Annotated in this window: 21 protein-coding genes, 1 pseudogene and 1 riboswitch; of the genes and pseudogenes, 10 read left to right on the top strand and 12 right to left on the bottom strand. The window is 71.7% G+C overall.

Features of this window, described 5'->3' with window-relative positions; all coding sequences use genetic code 11:
• Window positions 1–77: 77 nt before the first annotated feature.
• The 4 genes from dusB to H0524_RS13695 form a co-directional block, all read right to left on the bottom strand.
• Entirely contained in the window at window positions 78–1253 is a 1176-nt protein-coding gene (gene dusB, locus H0524_RS13710; RefSeq protein WP_180198987.1) for a tRNA dihydrouridine synthase DusB, read from the bottom strand.
• A 67-nt stretch (window positions 1254–1320) separates the two neighbouring features.
• Window positions 1321–2700: a glycine--tRNA ligase gene (locus tag H0524_RS13705; RefSeq protein WP_018728677.1), complete on the bottom strand. Its 1380-nt coding sequence runs from the start codon at window positions 2698–2700 to the stop codon at window positions 1321–1323.
• 110 nt (window positions 2701–2810) lie between these two features.
• Window positions 2811–3284, bottom strand: a complete 474-nt coding sequence (locus H0524_RS13700) for a hypothetical protein (protein ID WP_020608448.1) — start codon at window positions 3282–3284, stop codon at window positions 2811–2813.
• Window positions 3285–3424: 140 nt separating this feature from the next.
• The gene (locus H0524_RS13695) at window positions 3425–3766 is read right to left on the bottom strand and encodes an antibiotic biosynthesis monooxygenase (protein ID WP_180198986.1); all 342 of its coding nucleotides are present in this window, start codon (window positions 3764–3766) and stop codon (window positions 3425–3427) included.
• Window positions 3767–3793: 27 nt separating this feature from the next.
• Here H0524_RS13695 and H0524_RS13690 point away from each other — a divergent pair, with 27 nt between their 5' ends.
• Genes H0524_RS13690 through H0524_RS13670 form a run of 5 tightly spaced genes read left to right on the top strand, consistent with a single transcriptional unit; the run spans window position 3794 to window position 7083 of the window.
• Window positions 3794–4051: a hypothetical protein gene (locus tag H0524_RS13690; RefSeq protein ID WP_180198985.1), complete on the top strand. Its 258-nt coding sequence runs from the start codon at window positions 3794–3796 to the stop codon at window positions 4049–4051.
• Window positions 4052–4105: 54 nt separating this feature from the next.
• On the top strand, window positions 4106–5101 hold the full coding sequence (locus tag H0524_RS13685) for a metal ABC transporter substrate-binding protein (protein ID WP_180198984.1): 996 nt from the start codon (window positions 4106–4108) through the stop codon (window positions 5099–5101).
• Entirely contained in the window at window positions 5098–5859 is a 762-nt protein-coding gene (locus H0524_RS13680; protein WP_180198983.1) for a metal ABC transporter ATP-binding protein, read from the top strand. Before H0524_RS13685 ends, H0524_RS13680 begins: the two co-directional genes overlap by 4 nt.
• 1 nt (window position 5860) lies before the next feature.
• Window positions 5861–6736, top strand: a complete 876-nt coding sequence (locus H0524_RS13675) for a metal ABC transporter permease (protein ID WP_180198982.1) — start codon at window positions 5861–5863, stop codon at window positions 6734–6736.
• Window positions 6737–6774: 38 nt separating this feature from the next.
• On the top strand, window positions 6775–7083 hold the full coding sequence (locus tag H0524_RS13670; RefSeq protein WP_018728682.1) for a metalloregulator ArsR/SmtB family transcription factor: 309 nt from the start codon (window positions 6775–6777) through the stop codon (window positions 7081–7083).
• Between the two features lie 3 nt (window positions 7084–7086).
• Here the strand turns inward: H0524_RS13670 and H0524_RS13665 are convergent, their stop codons facing one another.
• Window positions 7087–7917 (bottom strand): alpha/beta fold hydrolase, encoded by an 831-nt coding sequence (locus H0524_RS13665; RefSeq protein WP_180198981.1) that lies wholly within the window; start codon window positions 7915–7917, stop codon window positions 7087–7089.
• A gap of 104 nt (window positions 7918–8021) precedes the next feature.
• Window positions 8022–8128, top strand: a riboswitch (TPP riboswitch).
• 72 nt (window positions 8129–8200) lie between these two features.
• Between H0524_RS13665 and H0524_RS24785 the strand changes: the two are divergent.
• The 5 genes and pseudogenes from H0524_RS24785 to gndA all read left to right on the top strand — a co-directional run.
• Window positions 8201–8767: pseudogene (locus H0524_RS24785) on the top strand (ECF transporter S component); the annotation flags it as partial.
• Window positions 8750–9355 (top strand): ECF transporter S component, encoded by a 606-nt coding sequence (locus H0524_RS24780; RefSeq protein WP_255435945.1) that lies wholly within the window; start codon window positions 8750–8752, stop codon window positions 9353–9355. The pseudogene H0524_RS24785 and the gene H0524_RS24780, both read left to right, overlap by 18 nt.
• Before the next feature lie 115 nt (window positions 9356–9470).
• Window positions 9471–10898 carry an ABC transporter ATP-binding protein gene (locus H0524_RS13655; protein WP_180198980.1) on the top strand — a complete coding sequence of 476 codons (1428 nt, stop codon included), beginning with the start codon at window positions 9471–9473 and terminating at the stop codon, window positions 10896–10898.
• Window positions 10895–11695: an energy-coupling factor transporter transmembrane component T gene (locus tag H0524_RS13650; RefSeq protein ID WP_180198979.1), complete on the top strand. Its 801-nt coding sequence runs from the start codon at window positions 10895–10897 to the stop codon at window positions 11693–11695. The genes H0524_RS13655 and H0524_RS13650 overlap by 4 nt, the downstream gene beginning before the upstream one ends.
• Before the next feature lie 99 nt (window positions 11696–11794).
• Complete coding sequence (gene gndA, locus H0524_RS13645; RefSeq protein ID WP_180198978.1) at window positions 11795–13231, top strand: NADP-dependent phosphogluconate dehydrogenase; 1437 nt, start codon at window positions 11795–11797, stop codon at window positions 13229–13231.
• Between the two features lie 20 nt (window positions 13232–13251).
• Here the strand turns inward: gndA and H0524_RS13640 are convergent, their stop codons facing one another.
• The 7 genes from H0524_RS13640 to ybeY all read right to left on the bottom strand — a co-directional run bounded on the left by H0524_RS13640 (window position 13252) and on the right by ybeY (window position 19437).
• The gene (locus H0524_RS13640) at window positions 13252–14028 is read right to left on the bottom strand and encodes an isoprenyl transferase (RefSeq protein ID WP_018728688.1); all 777 of its coding nucleotides are present in this window, start codon (window positions 14026–14028) and stop codon (window positions 13252–13254) included.
• Window positions 14029–14069: 41 nt separating this feature from the next.
• Complete coding sequence (recO, locus tag H0524_RS13635) at window positions 14070–14906, bottom strand: DNA repair protein RecO (RefSeq protein WP_180198977.1); 837 nt, start codon at window positions 14904–14906, stop codon at window positions 14070–14072.
• A 66-nt stretch (window positions 14907–14972) separates the two neighbouring features.
• Window positions 14973–16145, bottom strand: coding sequence for an acyltransferase (locus H0524_RS13630; protein WP_180198976.1), 1173 nt, complete (start codon window positions 16143–16145; stop codon window positions 14973–14975).
• A gap of 161 nt (window positions 16146–16306) precedes the next feature.
• A complete protein-coding gene (gene era / locus H0524_RS13625; RefSeq protein WP_180198975.1) occupies window positions 16307–17206 on the bottom strand; it encodes a GTPase Era in 900 nt (299 codons plus the stop codon).
• Window positions 17203–17580: a hypothetical protein gene (locus tag H0524_RS13620; RefSeq protein ID WP_018728691.1), complete on the bottom strand. Its 378-nt coding sequence runs from the start codon at window positions 17578–17580 to the stop codon at window positions 17203–17205. Before H0524_RS13620 ends, era begins: the two co-directional genes overlap by 4 nt.
• Window positions 17573–18988, bottom strand: coding sequence for a hemolysin family protein (locus H0524_RS13615; RefSeq protein ID WP_180198974.1), 1416 nt, complete (start codon window positions 18986–18988; stop codon window positions 17573–17575). Before H0524_RS13615 ends, H0524_RS13620 begins: the two co-directional genes overlap by 8 nt.
• On the bottom strand, window positions 18964–19437 hold the full coding sequence (gene ybeY / locus H0524_RS13610; protein WP_018728693.1) for an rRNA maturation RNase YbeY: 474 nt from the start codon (window positions 19435–19437) through the stop codon (window positions 18964–18966). Before ybeY ends, H0524_RS13615 begins: the two co-directional genes overlap by 25 nt.
• Between the last annotated feature and the right edge of the window lie 2 nt (window positions 19438–19439).

Below are 19439 nucleotides of genomic sequence, written 5' to 3'. Positions count from 1 at the left end.
CAGCTGACCACCCACCAACCGACAACGGGCCGGCCCCACCAGGGGCCGGCCCGCTGTCGTCGGCTGTCGAGCCCGGTTCAGCCGCCCGAGTCGGCCAACTCCGCGCCCTGCGGAACCGTGTCGTCGTCCCGGCTGTCCAGCCACCCGTCCGGCAGGAACACCTTGCCCGGCGAGTTGGTCCGGCCACGGGGCTGCCCCAGCGTCTCCACCGGGAACGGCGCCGCCGGGTCGAGCTTGCCGAGCAGATCGTCGAGCTGCGCCAAGCTGTCAATCATCGCGAGCGACCGACGTAGCTCGCTGCCGACCGGAAAGCCCTTCAGGTACCAGGCGACGTGCTTCCGGAAGTCGGTGCAGCCGTCCCGTTCACCGCGCGCCGCGTCCCGGGCACCGATGGTGAACTGCTCGACCAGCAGCTCCGCGTGCCGGCGCATGGTCGTGGCCACCTCCCCCAGCGTGGGCAGCCGCCGGTGCGGCGAACCGGTGAAGGCGGCCTCCAGGTCAGCGAAGAGCCACGGCCGGCCCAGGCAGCCCCGCCCCACCACGACCCCGTCGACTCCGGTGTGCGCCACCATCCGCAGCGCGTCGTCCGCCTCCCAGATGTCGCCGTTACCCAGTACCGGCACGTCCAGCGCCGCCTTCAGCGTCGCGATGGCGTCCCAGTCGGCGGTCCCCGAATACCGTTGGGCAGCCGTACGCCCGTGCAGCGCCACCGCCGCGACGCCAGCATCCTGGGCGGCGAGGCCCGCCTCCACGTACGTCAGGTGGTCGTCATCGATGCCCTTGCGCATCTTCACGGTGACCGGCACCCCGGCGGGTGCGGCGGCGTCCACCGCGGCCCGCACCAGCCGGGCGAAGAGCCGACGCCGCCACGGCAGGGCGGCACCACCGCCCCGGCGGGTGACCTTCGGGACCGGGCAACCGAAGTTCAGGTCGATATGGTCGGCGAGGTCCCGCTCGACGACGATGCGCACCGCGGCGGCGGTGGTATCCGGGTCGGTGCCGTAGAGCTGGAGGCTGCGCGGCGACTCCCCGGAGCCGAAGGCGATCATGCGCAGGGTCTTGGGATTCCGCTCGACCAGCGCGACCGTCGTGATCATCTCGCAGACGTAGATGCCACCGCCCTGCTCCCGGCAGAGCTGACGGAAGCCGACGTTGGTGATGCCCGCCATCGGTGCCAGGACCACCGGCGGCCACACCTGGTGCCGCCCGATGGTCAGCGGGCGGGGCGGGACGGCCTTCGTCGTGGTCACCACTCCAGTGTAAGGAGGCGGTGGCCCTCCCTCCGCTGACCTACCAGCGGAGGGAGGAGCCGCCCGCGGCTCAGCAGCCGGGGAGGCGCTCGATCAGGTACCGCTCGACCTGGTCCAGGGCAATCCGCTCCTGGGCCATCGTGTCCCGGTTGCGCACAGTCACCGCGTCGTCGTCGAGGGTGTCGAAGTCGACCGTCACACAGAACGGGGTGCCGATCTCGTCCTGCCGGCGGTAACGGCGGCCGATGGCCTGCGAGTCGTCGAACTCCACCACCCAGCGCTTACGCAGGTCAGCGGCGAGCTTCCGGGCCTTCGGCGAGAGCGCCTCGTTACGGGACAGCGGCAGCACCGCCACCTTCACCGGGGCCAGCCGCGGGTCGAAGCGCATCACCGTACGCTTGTCCACGCCGCCCTTGGTGTTCGGCGCCTCGTCCTCGTCGTACGCCTCGAGCAGGAACGCCAGCACCGCACGGGTGAGGCCGGCCGCCGGCTCGATCACGTACGGGACCCAGCGCTCGCCCTTGGCCTGGTCGAAGTAGGACAGGTCGACCCCGGAGTGCTTGCTGTGCGTGGCGAGGTCGAAGTCGGTGCGGTTGGCGATCCCCTCCAACTCCGCGAACTCGGTGCCACCGAACTGGAACCGGTACTCGATGTCGACGGTACGCTTCGAGTAGTGGGAGAGCTTCTCCTGCGGGTGCTCGTAGCGACGCAGGTTGCCCTCGCTGAGGCCGAGGTCGAGGTACCAGTTCCAGCGCTCGGCGAGCCAGTACTCGTGCCAGCCCTCGTCGGTGCCCGGTTCGACGAAGAACTCCATCTCCATCTGCTCGAACTCACGGGTCCGGAAGATGAAGTTCCCCGGGGTGATCTCGTTGCGGAAGGACTTGCCGGTCTGGGCGATGCCGAACGGCGGCTTCTTCCGCGCCACCGTCTCGACGTTCTTGTAGTTGACGAAGATGCCCTGCGCGGTCTCCGGTCGCAGGTAGTGCAGGCCCTCGTCGCTCTCCACCGGGCCCAGGTGGGTCTTCATCAGACCGTTGAACATCCGTGGCTCGGTGAAGGTGCCCTTGTTTCCGCAGTTCGGGCAGTTCAGCTCGGTCAACGAGGCCGGCGGACGACCGTGCTTGGCCTCGTACGCCTCCTCCAGGTGGTCGGCCCGGAACCGCTTGTGGCAGGACTGGCACTCGGTCAGCGGGTCCACGAACGCGTCCAGGTGGCCGGAGGCGGCCCAGACATCCCGGGCCAGGATCACCGCGGAGTCGAGGCCCACCACGTCGTCGCGCTGCTGGACCATGCTCCGCCACCACTGCCGGCGGACGTTCTCCTTCAGCTCCACCCCGAGCGGGCCGTAGTCCCACGCCGAACGGGTACCCCCATAGATCTCGCTGGACGGGAAGACGAAACCCCGACGCTTGGCGAGGCTGACAACGGCGTCGATACGGTCTGCAGGCATTTTTCCTCCTACGCCGGCTGGCGGTCGGCGGGGACAGTACGGGATGGAGCGAGGCTCGGGACAACGGTACGACCGGCGACGTCCTGAGCCAGGAGAATACCGGGAGCGGTTCAGCTGACCCCGCACACCTCCAGCTGACCGGTCTGCTGGTTCTGCTCGAGGTTCACCCGTTGGCTTTCCCGGTCGCCGCCCCGGAGGGTGACGTCCACCGACACGGTCAGGTTGTTCTGGTCGACCTCGCCGACCTGGAACGAGGTCACCTGCGGCGCGCTGGCAGCCCGCCGTTCGAACTCCCGCCGCGACATCTGCTGTCGGGCCTGTGGACAGAGCTGGTCGTAGGCGGCGCCGTACTCCCGTTCCACCAGCGCCTGGTAGTAGTCGGTGGAGGCCGCTCGCCCCTGCTCGTCGATCGCCTGCACCCCGGCCACCAGGAGCCCGATCACCGCCGCGCCCCCGCCGCCGCAGCAGAGCGCCAGGGCGAGCGCCCCGGCACCGAGTCCCAGCCAGAGTCGGGTACGACGGCCCTCGACCGGCGGTGCCGCGAACGGCGGCGCGACGCCGGGGCCGGCGGGCGGATCCGGCACTCCCGGCCCGGGGGGTGGTCCGGGGGGCGGTCCGGGCACGGCGGGAGGTGCGGCGCCGTCGTGCGGGCCGGACACCGACGGGTGCGGTGCGGGAGCGGCCGGTCCGGGAACGGTCATGGGCTCAATGTAGTGCGTATCGCTCACCGGTACGGATCGGCCGCCCGATCGCTCGCCGCCACGACCACGTCGGCGCCGGGCGCGGCGGTGGCGAGGGGCTCGTAGGCCGACGGTTCGTCGACCGACTCGGCGAGCAGCGGAACCGCGGTGACCTTGACATCGAAACCGCCGAGCGCCCGCCGGTAGGTGCCGACCGACTCCCACTCGGTGAGCAGGCACCAGTGGCGCGGGTCGTCCAGCGCGCGGACGAGTTGCCCACGCAGATATCCGGGGCGGGCCGCGAGCGCCGCGAGCGCGGCGTGCGCCCGCGCGGTGAAATCGGCGACGACATCGGGCTCGACCACGAACCGGTTGGTGACCAACACCGGCTACCTCCTCGTAGAGTCTGTGGGATGCAGCGTACGCAGCACCGGTTAGCGCGCCGGTTGGCCCGGGCAAACCCGACGGCAGTCTTCCTGGTCACCCTGGTGGTGGTGCTGGTCGCACTCTTCACTCCGGGGGTGATCGGCGGGCTACTCACCCTCGCCCTCGCGGCGGTCGTGGCCGCGCTGGTGGTGACCACGGGGGCGAGCCAGCCGACGCGGCTGCGGGTGGTCCGGCTCCTGGTGCTGACGCTGCTGATCACCGTCGGGCTGGTCAAGCTCCTCTGACATGCACTCATGCGTTTTTGACAATCATTATCATTGTTGCGGACAGTTGCCTGCATGAACAGCCACCATGTTCCACGCTCCCTGGCCGCCGCCTCCGCAGTCCTGCTCGCCCTCGGCGCCGCCGCCTGTTCCGACCAGCCGACCGATGCCGACCCGGAGCGGGTCGAGGTGGTCACCGCGTTCTACCCACTCCAGTTCCTGACCCAGCAGATCGGCGGCGACGCGGTAACCGTCAGTAACCTGGTCAAGCCCGGCGCCGAGCCCCACGACGTCGAGCTGAGCCCGAGCCAGGTCGGAGACGTGGCCGGGGCCGAGCTGATCGTCTACCTCGCGGGCTTCCAGCCGCAGGTGGACGACGCCGTGCAGCAGAACGCCGCCGACCGGGCGTTCGACGTCACCACCGTCGAGCCGCTGCTCGACGCCACCGCCGACGATCACGATCACGACCACGGGGACGAGGGCGAAGCCGGACCCGAGGGCGAGGGCGAAGCCGAGACGCCGGCGGACCCGGACCACGCGGCGGCGGCCGGCAGCAAGGACCCGCACCTGTGGCTGGACCCCACCCGGCTCGCCACCGTCGGTGACCAACTCGCCGACCGGCTCGCCCAGGCCGACCCCGAGCACGCCGACGACTACACCGCCCGCGCGTCCGACCTCCGCGACCAGCTGGAGCAGCTCGACGCGGAGTTCACCACCGGCCTGGAGACCTGCCAGCGGCGGGAGATCGTGGTCAGCCACACCGCCTTCGGCTACCTGACCACGCGTTACCAGCTGGAGCAGATCGGCATCACCGGGCTGAGCCCGGAGCACGAGCCGTCGCCGCAGCGGCTGGCCGAGGTGATCGAGGAGGCGAAGGAGCACCAGGCCACCACGATCTTCTTCGAGACGCTGGTCAGCCCGAAGGTCGCCGAGACCATCGCGACCCAGGTCGGGGCCGAGACCGCGGTGCTCGACCCGCTCGAGGGGCTCGCCGCCGACAACAACGGGGACTACTTCTCGGTGATGCGGGCCAACCTCGCGGCACTGCGAACCGCGCTGGACTGCGCATGAGAACACCCGTCATCACCGTCACGCGGGCGGCGATCGGCTACGAGGGCCGGGCCGTGCTGCAAGACGTCTCGCTGACCGTGACCGCCGGTGAGGTGGTGGCCGTGCTCGGCGCCAACGGCTCCGGCAAGTCCACCCTGACCCGAGCCGTACTCGGGCTCGTCCCGCTCAGCTCCGGCTCGGTCGCGCTCTTCGACCAGCCGGCGCGGCGATTCCGGCAGTGGCACCGCATCGGGTACGTCCCGCAACGCCTCGGCGCGGGCGGAGGCGTACCCGCCACCGTCCGCGAGGTGGTCGCGGCGGGGCGGCTGGCCCGCCGCGGCATCCTGCGGCCCCCCGGCCGCGCGGACCGGAGGGCCGTGGAGACCGCCCTGGCGGCGGTCGATCTCGCCGACCGGACCGAGGACCCGGTCTCGACCCTCTCCGGCGGCCAGCAGCAGCGCGTCCTCATCGCCCGGGCCCTGGCCGGCGAGCCGGAGCTGCTGATCCTCGACGAGCCGACCGCCGGCGTGGACGCGGCGAGCCAGGAGGCGTTCGCCGGAGCGCTCCAGGATTTCGTCGCCGACGGCGGCACCGTCCTGCTCGTCGCACACGAGCTGGGGCCGCTGCGGCCGTTGATCTCCCGAGCCGTCGTCGTGCACGCCGGGGGGATCGCGCACGACGGCCCGGTGCCCGAGCCGGCCGGCCACCATGCCGACCCGGACCACGACCACGTGCACCCGCACGGTCCCAACGAACCCGCCGGTCTCTGGAGCGCGTGAGATGGAACTCTTCCAGTACCCGTACATGCAACGTGCGCTGGTCGGCGCGTTGGTCATCGGCCTGGCCGCCCCGGCGCTCGGCATCTACCTGGTACAGCGACGGCTGGCCCTGATCGGTGACGGCGTCGGGCACATGGCGCTCACCGGCGTCGGCGCCGGCCTGCTACTCAACCGCTCCCCGGTCCTGGTGGCGGTGATCGTGGCCAGCCTCGGCGCGATCACCGTCGAGTTGGTCCGGGCCCGCGGTCGCACCTCCGGTGACCTGGCGCTCGCCCTGCTCTTCTACGGGGGCATCGCCGGCGGCGTGATGCTCGTCGGGCTTTCCGACAGCACCAGCACCAGCCTCAACTCGTACCTCTTCGGCTCCCTCTCCACGATCAGCCCCACCGACCTGACCACGATCGTGATACTCGGCGCGGCGATCCTGGTCACCATGCTGGCGTTACGCCCGGCGCTCTTCGCGATCTGCCACGACGAGGAGTACGCCCGGGTCTCCGGGCTGCCCGTCCGCGCCCTCAACCTGCTCCTCGCGGTCGCCACGGCGGTCACCGTCACCATCGCGATGCGCGCGGTCGGCGTCCTGCTGATCAGCGCGCTGATGGTGGTGCCGGTCGCCGCCGCCCAGCAGGTCACCCGCGGGTTCCGCAGCACGATGACGGCCGCCATGGCGCTCGGGCTCTTCGCCGCCGGATCGGGGGTGTACGTGGCGGCCAACGCCGACACCGCCCCCGGCGCGTCGGTGGTGCTGATGGCGATCGCCTCGTTCGCGGTGGTGGCGCTCGGTGGCGTGGGCTGGCGGACGCTACGACGACGGCGGGTCGCCGCGGCGGTGCCGTCGGCGGTAGAGCCGCACGAGGTGGTGCTGAGCCGGTCCTGACCAATGGCGCGCCCCTGGGATTGGTTACCGTTACCCCTGTGAGCAGCGAGTCCGGCTACGACGCCTACGAGGGGGCGAGTGAGCTGCTGCGCGCCCTCTCCGCCCCGATCCGGCTGGCCATCGTCAGCCAACTCGCCGACGGCGAACGGTGCGTACACGAATTGGTTGACCAGCTCGGTGCCGCGCAGCCGCTGGTCTCCCAGCACCTGCGGGTGCTCCGCGGTGCCGGGGTGGTGCGGGGTTCCCGGCGCGGACGGGAGATCGCCTACACGCTGGTGGACGAACACGTCGCGCACATCGTGGCGGACGCGGTCAGCCACGCCGGCGAGCACACCACCCCCGCCTGAGGCTCACCTCGGGTCCCGGACCCGGGCCACGATCGCGTCAGCGAGCGGCGCTGGTGCCCGGTCCGGAATCCAGTGGCTCACCCCGGCCAACTCGACGAAGCGGTAGTCCCCGGTCACGTGGGCGGCGCAGGCCGCGGCGGCGGTGCGGCCGATCGCGATGTCCCGGTCGCTCCAGACGTACGTCGTCGGCACCGACACCGGACCGACGGCCGCCAGGTCCCCCCGGGACATCGCCCGGTACCAGTTCAGGGCGGCACTCAACGCACCAGGAGCCAGCATCGGTTCGACGTACGTGGCCACCCGGTCGACGTCGCCGACGCCGGCCAGCATCCGGCGCAGCCCGATCGCCCGCCGAGCCAGCAACACCGCCTCCGCCGTCCTTTCCCGCCGAAACAGCCGCATGTACGCCGAGCGGGCCCGCTGGGACCGATCGGTGCGCAGAGCGTGGGCCATGGCCCCCGGGTGCGGCACGGAGACCGCGGTCAGCGACCGCACCCGGGCCGGATGCCCGGCGGCGAGGGCCCAACTGACCACCGCGCCCCAGTCATGCCCGACCAGGTGCGCAGCGGCGACGCCGAGGTGGTCCAGCACCGCCACCGCGTCGCCGACCAGCTCACCGAGGCGGTACGCGGAAACCGCCGCCGGACGGGCACCGGGCGAGTAGCCGCGCTGATCGAGTGCGTACGTGCGCAGCCCGGCGGCGTGCAGGAGCGGCACCACGTCGGCCCACTCCCCACTGTGCTGGGGGAAGCCGTGCAGCAGGAGCACCGGCGGGCCGGCCGCCGGGCCACCGACGCGGACATCGAAGGTAAAACCACGGACATCGACACCCATAATCGGCAGCCTACCCGGACCCGGTCGAAAGAACCCCGGTCGAGCTGCACCGATGTCACTTTGTTGAAAGATCTTCGGAGGTGCTAGCGTCGGTTACACATTTTCACCTCCGACAGGGGAGCGCACAGCGCTGAGAGTGTGGGCAACGCCCCACAGACCCTCGAACCTGATCTGGGTAATGCCAGCGCAGGGAGTTCGGTCGGCCTCCAGTCGCGCCATCGTCCGGCCGGGCCGGAATGGACGTGCCCTCCCCTGGTCTCCCGGAGCAGACAGGGAAAGACCGATGAGCAAAGTCACAACAACCACCAACCGCTGGCGCACCGTCGATGTGGTCGTCGCCGCTGTCATCGCCGTCACCTTCGGCGTCATCTTCTGGGCCTGGGGGCTGCTCTGGGACGCCGCCACCCCGGCGTTCGCCGCGCTCCCGGCGACCCAGGCCATCATGTACGGCGTCTGGCTGATCCCGGCGGTGCTCGGCGGCCTGGTGCTCCGCCGCCCCGGCGCGGCACTCCTCTGCCAGGCCGCGGCCGTGACGGTGTCGGCGCTACCCGGCAACGACTGGAACAACACCATCCTGCTGCAGGGCCTGGCCCCGGGGCTCGGCGCCGAGCTGGCCTTCGCCGCCTTCCGCTACCGCTCCTTCCGGCTACCCACGGCGCTGCTCGCGGGGGCGCTGGCTGGTCTTGGCGCGGCTCTCTTCGACTTCTTCGACGCCGACAACAGCGGAACCGCACTGGGCAGCTACCGGATCCCGTTCGCGCTGCTGACGATCGTCAGCGCCACCGTCGTCGCCGGACTCGGCGCCGGGAGCCTGACCCGAGCCCTGGCCAGGATGGGCGTCCTGGCCAGGCGCAACCGGGAGACCAACCGCTGGCGCACCGTCGATGTGGTCGTCGCCGCTGTCATCGCCGTCACCTTCGGCGTCATCTTCTGGGCCTGGGGGCTGCTCTGGAGCGTCGCCGCCCCGGTGTTCGCCTTCTTTCCGCCGGCCCAGGCCATCATGTACGGCGTCTGGCTGATCCCGGCGGTGCTCGGCGGACTGGTGATCCGCCGCCCCGGTGCGGCGCTCTTCTGCGAGATGGTGGCCGCGATCGTGTCCACTCTGCTCGGCTCCGAGTGGGGCAGCATCACCATCCTCCAGGGCCTGGCCCAGGGGATCGGCGCCGAGCTGGCCTTCGCCGCCTTCCGCTACCGCTCCTTCCGGCTACCCACCGCACTGCTCGCAGGTGCGCTGACCGGCCTCAGCGCGGCCCTCTTCGACTTCTTCGTCTGGAACAGCGAGTACGCGCTGGGCGGCTACCGGATCCCGTACGCGCTGCTGACGATCGCCAGCGCCACCGCCATCGCCGGGTTCGGCGCCGAGAACCTGACCCGGGCCCTGGCCCGGACGGGCGTGCTGGACCTGTTCCCCGCCGGCCGCGAACGCACCACCATCTGAGCACCGTGTCGATCCAGAGGGTGGGGCGGCGGAGCGCGCCCGCGGGTGCTCGCAACGCACCGCGCGGTGCGCTCCGCGGCAGTACCCAACGCCGTGCGCTCCGGGGCGGCCGCCGGTGAGCGCGGTCCGGCTGCGGGGCTTCGGGTGGCGGCACGCGGGGCGGAAACGGTGGGCCGTACGCGGGCTCGACCTGCGGATCGAGCACGGCGAACGGGTCCTGCTGTTGGGGGCCTCCGGTGCGGGTAAAAGCACCCTGCTCGCCGCGTTGGCCGGGCTGCTCCCCGAGGACTCCGGCGAGCAGGAAGGCACGGTCGAGGTCGACGGCCGGGACCCACGCACGGCCCGCGAGGAGGTCGGCCTGCTCTTCCAGGACCCGGAGACCCAGCTGGTGATGGCGCGCTGCGGCGACGACGTCGCCTTCGGCCCCGAGAACCGAGGCCTACCCGCGGAGCAGATCTGGCCCCGGGTGGACGAGGCCCTGCGCCGGGTCGGTTTCCGCTACGGCCGGGACCGGCCGACCGCCGCCCTCTCCGGCGGCGAACAGCAGCGCCTCGCCCTCGCCGGGGTGCTCGCACTCCGCCCGCGCCTGCTGCTGCTCGACGAGCCGACCGCCAACCTGGACCCGGCCGGTGCGGCGCTGATCCGCGACGCGGTCGCCGCGGCGCTCGATGCCGACACCACCCTGCTCCTCGTCGAGCACCGGCTCGCCGAGGCGCTGCCGCTGGTCGACCGGGTGGTCGTGCTGGCACCCGGCGGCGGCGTCCGGGCCGACGGCACCCCGCAGGCGGTCTTCGCCGCGCACGGCGAGGCGCTCGCCGCCGAGGGGGTCTGGGTACCGGGCCAGCCGGTACCGTCGCGGCCGGCCACCACCACCGCCGGTGCGACGCTACTCACCGCCGACGAGCTCGCCCTGCCGCCCCGGCTGGCCAGCGTCTCCCTCACCGTACGGGCCGGTGAGGCGCTCGCCGTCCACGGACCCAACGGGGCCGGGAAGTCCACCCTGGCCCTCCTGCTGGGTGGGCTGCTCGCACCGGCGGCGGGCCGGGTCACCGCGACGGCGGAGCTGGCCGGCGGGGACGCTCGCACCCCGCCGCACCGATGGCGGGCGCCGGCGCTGGTGCACCGGATCGGTTCGGTCTTCCAGGACCCGGAACACCAGTTCGTCACCGCCGCCGTCGCCGACGAGTTGGCGCTCGGTCCACGCCGCACGGGCCGGACCGAGGCGCAGGTCCGCGCCACCGTGGACGCGCTGCTCGACCGGCTCCGCCTGACGGCGCTCGCCGAGGCCAACCCGTACACCCTCTCCGGTGGCGAGGCGCGGCGGCTGAGCGTGGCGACGGCCCTGGCCACCGCGCCCCGCCTGCTCGTCTGCGACGAGCCCACCTTCGGCCAGGACCGACGGACCTGGCGGGAACTGGTGGAGCTCTTCGCCGAGCTGCGCGACAACGGGCACGGGCTGGTCACGGTGACCCACGACCCGGAGTTCATCGCCGCGCTCGCCGACCGCCAGGTACGGCTCGACCAGCCGCGGAGCGCGCCGTGATCAACCTCGAACCGGTGACCCGACCAGACGCCCCGCTGGCCCGGCGCAACCCGGTGGCGAAGCTGGCGGCGGCGCTGCTCTGCTCGGTCATCCTGATCGCCACCCTCGACCCGGTGGCGCCGGCCATCGCCATCGCCATCGAGCTGGCCCTGCTGCCGCTGTTCGGCGTACGGCTCCGGGTGCTCGCCCGCCGGGCCATGCCGCTGCTGGTCGGCGCGGCCGGCGTCCTCGGCACGCTGGTGCTCTTCGCCGCCGAACGCTCCGGGCGGATCCTGCTCGAGGCCGGCCCGTTCCTGGTCACCTCCGGCGTGCTGATCACCGCGCTCGGCCTGGTGTTGCGCATGTTCGCGGTGGCCCTGCCGGGATTGATCGTGGTGGCGACCACCGACCCGACCGACCTGGCCGACGCGCTGGTGCAGAACGCCAGACTGTCCGCCCGCTTCGCCTACGGGGCGCTGGCGGCGTTCCGGTTGGTGCCGCTGCTCGCCCAGGAGTGGCAGATGATCAGCATGGCGCGGCGGGCCCGGGGCGTTGACGCCGGCCGTAACCCGCTGGCCCGGCTGCGGCTCTTCGGGTCGACCGCGTTCACGCTGCTGGTCGGCGCGATCCGCCGCGGGACCCGGCTCGCGGTGGCGATGGACGCGCGGGGCTTCGACGCCACGACCCCCCGATCGATGGCCCGCCGCCAGCACTTCGGCCGCGCCGACGGTCTCCTGATCGCCGGTGCGGCCCTCCTGGCCGGCACCGCGCTCACGGTCAGCGTCGCCGTCGGCACGTTCCGCCCCCTGATCGGCTGACCGCCGCGCCCGGAGCACCGCCGGGTGGGGTGGCCATGGACCAACGGAACGTAAAGCGCGATACGGTCACAGGCGAAGATCGAGGCGGAGGTGGCAGAGATGAGCGGGCAGGCACAGATCGGCGTAACCGGGCTGGCGGTGATGGGCCGCAACCTGGCCCGGAACCTGGCCCGCAACGGCTTCGTCGTGGCGGTGCACAACCGCTCCCCGGAACGGACCCGCCGGCTGATCGACGAGCACGGCGAGGAGGGGCGGTTCGTCCCCACCGACTCGCTGGCCGACTTCGTCGCCGCGTTGGAGCGCCCCCGGGCGGTTATCACGATGGTCAAGGCCGGCGCACCGACCGACGCCGTCATCGACGAGTTGGTGCCGCTGCTCGACGCCGGCGACATCATCGTCGACTGCGGAAACGCCCACTTCGCCGACACCCGACGGCGCGAGGAGGCGCTGCGCAAGCAGGGGCTGCACTTCGTCGGCACCGGTGTCTCCGGCGGCGAGGAGGGCGCGTTGTGGGGGCCGAGCATCATGCCGGGCGGCTCCGCCGAGTCCTACCGGAAACTGGGGCCGATCTTCGAACGGATCGCGGCGCAGGTGGACGGTGAGCCCTGCTGCCGACACATCGGACCGGACGGGGCCGGCCACTTCGTCAAGATGGTCCACAACGGCATCGAGTACGCCGACATGCAGCTCATCGCCGAGGCGTACGACCTGCTGCGGGTGGGTCTGGACGCGACACCGGCCGAGCTGGCGGAGATCTTCCGAGGGTGGAACTCCAGCGAACTGGAGTCGTACCTCATCGAGCTCACCGCTGACGTGCTCGGGCACACCGACGCCAGCACCGGGCGGGCCTTCGTGGACATCGTGCTCGACCAGGCGGAGCAGAAGGGGACCGGGCGCTGGACCGTGCAGAACGCCCTGGACCTGGGCATCCCGATCACCGGCATCGCCGAGGCGACGTTCGCGCGTTCACTCTCCGGGCACGCCGACCAGCGCGCGGCCGTCCGCCACGCCTTCGCCGACCCGGGCCCGACCTGGCAGGTCCAGGACCGGGACGCCTTTGTCGAGGACGTCCGGCGCGCACTGCTGGCCACCAAGATCATCGCCTACGCGCAGGGCTTCGACCAGATTCGGGCCGGCAGCCAGGAGTACGACTGGGACATCGACCTGGGCGGCACCGCCACGATCTGGCGGGGTGGATGCATCATCCGGGCCCGCTTCCTCGACCGGATCCGGCAGGCCTACGACGACCAGCCCGACCTGCCCACGCTGCTGGTGGCACCGTGGTTCGCCGACGCCGTACGCGCCGGGTTGTCGGGGTGGCGGCGCGTGGTCGCCGAGGCTGCCCACGCCGGCGTGCCCACCCCCGCGTTCGCCTCGTCCCTGTCCTACTTCGACGCGCTGCGCGCGGACCGGCTACCGGCGGCCCTGATCCAGGGCCTGCGGGACAACTTCGGCGCCCACACCTACCGCCGGGTTGACCGCGACGGCTCCTTCCACACCCTCTGGGCCGGCGACCGCAGCGAGGTCGAGGCCTGACCCGGGGCGCCCTGGGGGGGTCAGGTGGGGGGCGCCACCGGGTTCGGCAGCGCTCCGCCGAACCGGCGGTCCCGCTGGGCATAGAGCTCACAGGCGTACCAGAGGTGCCGGCGGTCGAAGTCCGGCCAGAGTGTGTCCAGGAAGACCAACTCGGCGTAGGCGCTCTGCCAGAGCAGGAAGTTGGAGGTGCGTTGCTCTCCGGAGGGGCGCAGGAAGAGATCCACGTCGGGGACCTCCGGGTGGTAGAGGTGGCGGGCCAGGGTCTTCTCGGTGACCTTGGCCGGGTCGAGCCGGCCGGCAGCCACCTCCCGGGCGATCGCGGCGGCCGCGTCGGCGATCTCGGCCTGCCCGCCATAGTTGACGCAGAACTGCAGGGTGAGCGTCGAGTTGCCGCGGGACATCTCCTCAGCCGCCTGCAACTCCGAGATGACGCTCTTCCACAGCCGCGGAGACCGGCCCGACCAGACGACCCGTACACCCAGGTCGACAAGTTGGTCGCGGCGGCGGCGGATCACGTCCCGGTTGAAGCCCATCAGGAAGCGCACCTCGTCCGGTGAGCGCCGCCAGTTCTCCGTCGAGAACGCGTACGCCGACAGGTACGGGATGCCCAGCTCGATCGCGCCCTCGACCGCATCGAAGAGGGAGAACTCGCCCGCCTCATGCCCCTTTGTCCGCGGTAGCCCGCGCTCCTTGGCCCACCGGCCGTTACCGTCCATCACCACCGCGACGTGCCGCGGCAACGCCTCGGCGGGCAGCGCCGGTGGCCGGGCGCCGGACGGGTGGGGGGTGGGCGGCACCGGCGCCCGGCCGGGTCGCCTGCTCGATCGGATCACTCGGTCTACTCCCTGTCCACGCCGGCCGCGGCCGACCCGACTCCGCCGGCCGGCATCCCGACCGCACCGGCGGCCGGAACGCCCCGGTCCACCAGCGGCAGCGAGCGTAGCGCGCGCTCCAGATGCCACTGCAGGTGCGCCGCGACCAGCCCGCTGCACTCCCGGCGGACGCCGCTCCCGGCGGCGTCGGCAACCCGCCAGTCGCCGCTGGTGAGCGCGGTCATCAGGTCAATGGTGGCCGGTGCGGGGTGGGCCGCGCCGGGCGGCCGACAGTCGAGGCAGACGGCACCACCGGCCGGGACGGAGAAGGCCCGGTGCCGCCCCGGCGTGCCGCAGACCGCGCAGCCGGCCAGCGCCGGCGCCCACCCGGCCAGGGCCATGCCACGCAGCAGGTACGCGTCCAGCACCAGCGTCGCGGCGTGCTCCCCGCCGGCCAGCGCGCGCAACGCCCCCAGGGTGAGCTGGAACAACCGCAGCGACGGCTCCCGCTCGACCGGGGTGAGCCGCTCCGCGGTCTCGCAGACCGCACTCGCCGCCGTGTAGCGGGGGTAGTCGCCAAGGAGGCGCTTGCCGTACAGGTCAATGCCCTCGACCTGGCTGACCGTGTGCAGCGAGCTGCCCTGCTGGCCCTTCGGGTCGCCGGCGAGTTGCAGGTCGACGTGGCCGAAGGGCTCCAGCCGGGCCCCGAACCTGCTGGTGGTCCGGCGCACCCCGCGGGCCACCGCGCGCAGCCGCCCGTGCCGACGGCTGAGCAGGGTGATGATGCGGTCCGACTCGCCGAGCTTCTGCACGCGCAGCACCACCGCATCGTCGCGGTAGAGCTGTCGGCGGTACCCGGCCATCGGATCATTCTCCCTCAGGTTGCCAGCTCCGGGTCGGCTCGGGGTGACCGCGGCGCCCCTGGATGGTCATCGCGCGTTGCTGTCCACGCTCTCGTTCTGCACGCGCTCGTTCTCCGCCGACCGGGGCGCCGGCACCACCGGCTGTTTCCGCGCCGTCGGGGCCTGGTCCGCCGGACCGACCGGGGGCTGCACCGCCTCGGGTGCGGCTGCCGCCCCCGCAGACGTGGCTGCCGCTCGGCGTCCGAAACCGGGAAACAACTCCGGCCGGCGCCGGGCCGCGATGTCCTCAACCCACCCGACGAGCATGATGACGACCCCGAGCAGGGCGAAGACCAGCGCGACCCGGATGGCCAGGCCGAGCAGGTTCTGGTGCGACCAACCAACCACGTCCACCAGCGGGGTGAGCGCGACCACGAAGGCCATGTGCCACAGGTACACGGTGAGGGCGCGCCGATTGACCAGAGTAATCAGCCGACTGACAAACGCGTTGCGGTCGATCCACGCCGTTCTCGACGGTTCCCGCCCGAGCACGACCAGGATGACACCGGCCGACCAGAGGGCGTTGGCGAGCGGATTGCCGTTGAGGTCGAGCCCCTTGGTCCCGGGCTGGGTCAGGTTCCACCAGCCGCCGGCGGCGACCAGGGCGATCGCGGTCGGCCACAAGACGCGGTTGGCGAGCCGGCGCAGCATCCCCTCCTGGTGCGCGAAGCCCAACATCCACGCCCCGAGGTACAGGCCGAACTGCTGCACCACCATCGGCGGATCCGGGTACAGCCCCAGTTCGATCGCCGCGATCAGGACATACGGGACGAGCAGGGTGGGCAGCGGGAACCGGCGGAACAACCACAATGCCAACGGCGAGACGAGCACAAACCAGAGGTAGTTGCGCAGGTACCAGATCGGGCTCAGCGCCAGGGCGCCCCAGTGGGTTGACGGTGGGTTGGCCACCGGGAAGAGCCAGAGCAGAACCTCGGAGGTGAACGGCAGCCCGGTGAGCAGCATGGCCGGTACGAAGATCGCGGCGACCATCCAGAGCGACGGCAACAGCCGCCGCAGCCGACGACCGACCGCCGCCGTCCCGAACCGATGCAGGGACGCCGCCATCAACGACCCGGCCAGCGCGAACATCACCGACATCGCGGGAAAGACCAACGTCATGGTGGCCCACCCGGTCACGTGGTAGACCACGACCCGTACGACGGCGAGGGCGCGCAGCAGGTCCAGGTAACGGTTTCGCATCAGCTCGCAACTATTTCCAGTAAGGGGCGGGCAACACAATCCCCTACCTTCCGCCGGCGACTGAAAAAGCGCGAGCCCGTCGGGAGGAAAGTGAATTTCCTCATCAACTCGTCGAAGTCGACAAGTCACCTGGAACGGCCGGCGACCAGCCGGCCGTTGCGCTAGAAACCGAGCTTACGGAGCTGTTTCGGGTCCCGCTGCCAGTCCTTCGCCACCCGTACGTGCAGGTCAAGGTAGACCCGCGTGCCGAGCAGCTCCTCGATCTGCCGCCGCGCCCGGATGCCGACGTCCCGGAGCCGGCTGGCCCGGTGCCCGATCACGATCGCCTTCTGGCTCGGCCGCTCGACGTACACATCGGCGTAGATCTTGATGACCCGTTCCGCCGGGAGCATCTCCTCCACCACCACCGCGATGGAGTGCGGCAGCTCATCGCGTACCCCCTCCAGGGCCGCCTCCCGGATCAGCTCGGCGACCAGCACCTGCTCCGGTTCCTCGGTGAGCATGTCGTCCGGGTAGAGCTGCGGTGACTCCGGCAGGTAGCGGGTCATCACGTCCACCAGCGTGTCGACCTGATGCCCGGAGACCGCGCTGACCGGCACGATCTCCGCGAAGTCCGCCAGTTCACTCACCGCGACCAGCTGCTTGGCCAGCTGCTCCCGGTCGACCAGGTCGGTCTTCGTCACCACGGCGAGCACGGTCGCCTTCAGCTCGGCCAACTCGCCGGTGATGAAGCGGTCGCCCCGGCCGATCGGCTCGTCGGCCGGAATGCAGAGGCCGATCACATCAACCTCGCTCCACGTCTGCCGCACCAGATCGTTGAGGCGCTCGCCGAGCAGCGTCCGGGGCCGGTGCAGGCCCGGCGTGTCGACCAGCACGAGCTGCGAGTCGGGCCGATGCAGCACCGCCCGGATGACGTGCCGGGTTGTCTGCGGCTTACTCGACGTGATGGCGATCTTCTGCCCGACGATCGCGTTGGTCAGCGTGGACTTGCCGGCGTTCGGCCGTCCCACGAAGCAGCCGAAGCCCGCCCGGTACGGCTGCCGAAGGTGCGCGGAGGTCACTCGGCCACCGTCCCGAGGAGCGTGCCGTCCGGGGCCGCCACGTGGATCGGCGCGTCGGCGGCGAGGTCACGGACCGCCGCACGGCCGGCGCCATCCAGCGTTGACGCCTCGGTCACCACCGCCGCGGCCTCCAACCGGGTGCAGCCCGCCGCCGCCGCCGAGGCCACCGCGAGCTGAAGCGCGGTCAACGCCAGCGACGGCAGCGAGACGCTCGCCGCGGCGTACGTCCGGCCGTCCTGGTCCCGGACCGCGGCACCTTCGACGGCACCGATCCGGCCGCGCGCCCCCCGGGCCAGGACGACCAGTTTGGCGTCCTCGGCGGTCAGCTCCACCGGGGTGAACCCGGCAGTCGGTACGGCGGGTGACTCAGGCATCGGCGGGTTGCCTCTCCTCGGCTTGGTCGGTGTCGTCCGGGGCGGCGGCGGATTCGCCACGCTTCGGATCGTGCTGTTGGTCGGCCGGCTCCACCCGGCGCACCAGGACCGTGTCGATCCGGTTGCGCCGCCCGGTGGTCCCCTCAGCGAGCAGCCGCAGACCGGCCACCTCAACCTGGGCACCGGGGATCGGGACCCGGCCCAGGGACTGCGCGAGCAGACCGCCCACCGTCTCCACCTCATCGTTGGGCAGCTCGGTGTCGAACAACTCGCCGAGGTCCTCCACGGGTAGCCGCGCGGTCACCCGCACCGCATCGTCGTCGAGGTGCTCGACCGGCGGACGCTCAACATCGTACTCGTCGGTGATCTCACCGACGATCTCCTCCAGGATGTCCTCGATCGTGACCAGCCCGCCGGTCCCGCCGTACTCGTCCACGACGATCACGAGGTGGTTCCGGGCGGCCTGCATCTCCGAAAGGAGATCGTCAACCGGCTTGGACTCCGGCACGAAGGTGGCGGGGCGCATCAACTCGGCCACCGGGAGGCGCCGATCCTCCGGGGCGCCGCCCTGCGTACGCCGGATCAGATCTTTCAGGTAGAGCACGCCGAGCACATCGTCAACGCTCTCGCCGATGACCGGGATCCGGGAGAAGCCGGACCGCAGAAAGAGCGCCAGGGCCTGGGAGAGCATCTTGTGCCGCTCGATCCAGACCATCTCGGTACGCGGCACCATCACCTCACGGACGATGGTGTCACCGAGCGCGAAGACCGAGTGGATCATCTGCCGCTCGCCATGCTCCACCACGCCGCGCTGCTCGGCCAGGTCGACCAGTTCACGCAGCTCCACCTGGGTGGCGAAGGGACCCTCCCGGAAACCGCGCCCCGGGGTGACCGCGTTACCGATCAGGATCAACAGCGAGGCGAGGGGGTTGAGTGCCCGACCCAGCCAACGCACCAGCGGCGCCACCCCGCGACCCACCGCGTAGGCGTGCTGCCGGCCGATGGTGCGCGGCCCGACGCCGACCACCACGAAGCTGACCACGGTCATCGCCCCGGCCGTCACCACCGCGGCCAACCAGCCGGCGCCGAGCGAGTCGACCGCAACCAGAGCCACCAGGGTGGTCGCGCTCAGCTCGGCGAGCAGCCGCAACAGCAGCAGCAGGTTGAGGTGCCGGACCACGTCCCCGGCGACGGACTGTAATGCTCGGGCGCCCCGGGCTCCGTCGCGGACCAACTCGGCCGCGCGGGCCGGCGAGACCGCGGCCAGCGCCGCCTCGGTCATCGCGATCAGGCCGGCGAGGACCACCAGGCCGGCCGCGAGGAAAACCAGTTGCACGTCGGGGAGGCCGGACGCACCGGCCGTTGCTGCGGCAAGAGAGGCCATCATCGTGACCGGGTCGACCGCCAACTCACCAGCAGCCGGGCCTGGAGGGCGAACATCTCCCGCTCCTCCTCCGGCTCGGCGTGGTCGTAGCCGAGCAGGTGCAGCACCCCGTGCACGGTGAGTAGATGCAGCTCATCGGCGGTGGAGTGGCCCGCGGTGGCCGCCTGCTTCGCGGCCACCTCGGGGCAGAGCACGATGTCACCGAGCAACGCCGGCTCGGCGCCGACGGTGGCGTTCTCCCCCGGCCCGTGGTCAACGCTGCCCTCGTCCATCGGAAAGGCAAGGACATCGGTGGGACCGTCCCCGCCCATCCAGCGATGGTTCAACTCGGCCATGTAGTCGATATCGACAAGCAACACGGAGAGCTCGGCGAGCTGGTTGACCCCCATTTCGTCGAGGGCGTGCCGGGCGACGGCGAGTACCGCGTCGGTATCGACGTCAACTCCGGACTCATTGGCAATCTCGATGGACACTG

This window comes from Salinispora sp. H7-4 (assembly GCF_013416675.1).
Taxonomy (GTDB): Bacteria; Actinomycetota; Actinomycetes; order Mycobacteriales; family Micromonosporaceae; genus Micromonospora; species Micromonospora vitiensis.
This window is presented reverse-complemented; position numbering and strand designations above follow the sequence as displayed.